The organism is Microvirga sp. P4_G7, assembly GCF_056401005.1.
On sequence record NZ_JBFUKD010000928.1, the window covers coordinates 1 to 1171 of the forward strand.

General features: G+C 60.2%; 2 protein-coding genes. One reads left to right on the top strand and one right to left on the bottom strand.

The annotated features are described in order from the left end of the window. The coding region (locus AC1DT3_RS21990) for a sensor histidine kinase (RefSeq protein WP_477467299.1) at positions 1-904 on the bottom strand (904 nt) is incomplete at its 3' end. A gap of 18 nt (positions 905-922) precedes the next feature. Between AC1DT3_RS21990 and AC1DT3_RS21995 the strand changes: the two genes are divergently transcribed. Further along, positions 923-1171, top strand: a 249-nt coding sequence (locus tag AC1DT3_RS21995; protein ID WP_477467300.1) for a hypothetical protein, incomplete at its 3' end; no start/stop codon positions are given.

Sequence of the window (1171 nt, forward strand, 5' to 3'; positions counted from 1 at the left end):
TGCGCTTGATGTCATCCACCTGCCGCACGATCGTATCCGTACATTGATCGAAAACCTCACGATCCGTCGTGATCACCTTCCCGTATTTGCGACGGATCCGCTCGGCCGAAAGCTGGATCGGGGTGAGAGGATTTTTGATCTCGTGCGCGATGCGCCGAGCCACGTCCGCCCACGCGGACGTGCGCTGCGCCGAAACGAGGTCGGTGATGTCGTCGAGCGTGATCACGAGCTCGCGCTCTTCGCTGCGCGATTGCTCACTGGCGACACGAACGTTGAGCGTTCTTTCCTTACCTCGCCGTGAGATCAAAATCTGTTTTTGCATAAGCCGTTGGCGGGAGTTTCTCATTTCTTCGACGAGAGTCGAAACTTCCGGCAAGAGCGTCGCGATCGGATGTCCGAGCAGATCGGCGCGGGGCGTCGCCAAGAGAGCTTCCGTCGACGGGTTGACGATGGTGACCCTGTCCTGCGCATCGATGCCGATGACACCGGCCGACACACCCGCCAGCACGGCTTCCGTAAACAGGCGTCGGCGGTCGATCAGCTCGCTGGCCGCAGTGAGGCCGTCGTGCTGATGGCGCAGTTCGGACGTCATCTTGTTGAAGGTCTCGCCGAGATGGGCAAGATCGCCCTCGCCTCGCCTCACCGGCACCTGAACGTAGAAATTGCCCGTGGCGACTTGATCGGTCGCGTAGATCAATCGCCGGATCGGCGCGACGAGCCGGTTGGCGAAGTTCAGCCCGAACCAGATCGCCGACAAGAGGACGATCAGTGCGATCAGCGTGAACATCGATGCGAAGGCGACCTGAATGCCGACCTTCTTTTGCTCCAAAGCCTCGTAGATCGCGACACCGGTCTCCGCAATCTGCGGGAACTCGACCGCGCGTGGATCGACTTCGCGCGCCACGTACAGAATCTTGCCCTCGTGGGCCTGCAATTTCAGCAGGGATCGAAAGACATTTCCCGACCCTGGGAAGAGGCACAGGGCCTCCGTCTCGTTGGCATCGTCAAGGTCTTCCCTCGTGGGTGGAACGGCGCCTTCGACCGCGCGCTGCTCGACCTTGTCCACTACCTTGCCGTCGGAATCCAAAATCATCGCCACAGGAAAGCCGAGGAAGACGGCGCGGGAATTCAGAAAGTCGTGAAATACCTTACGATCGGCGTCGTAGAGGAC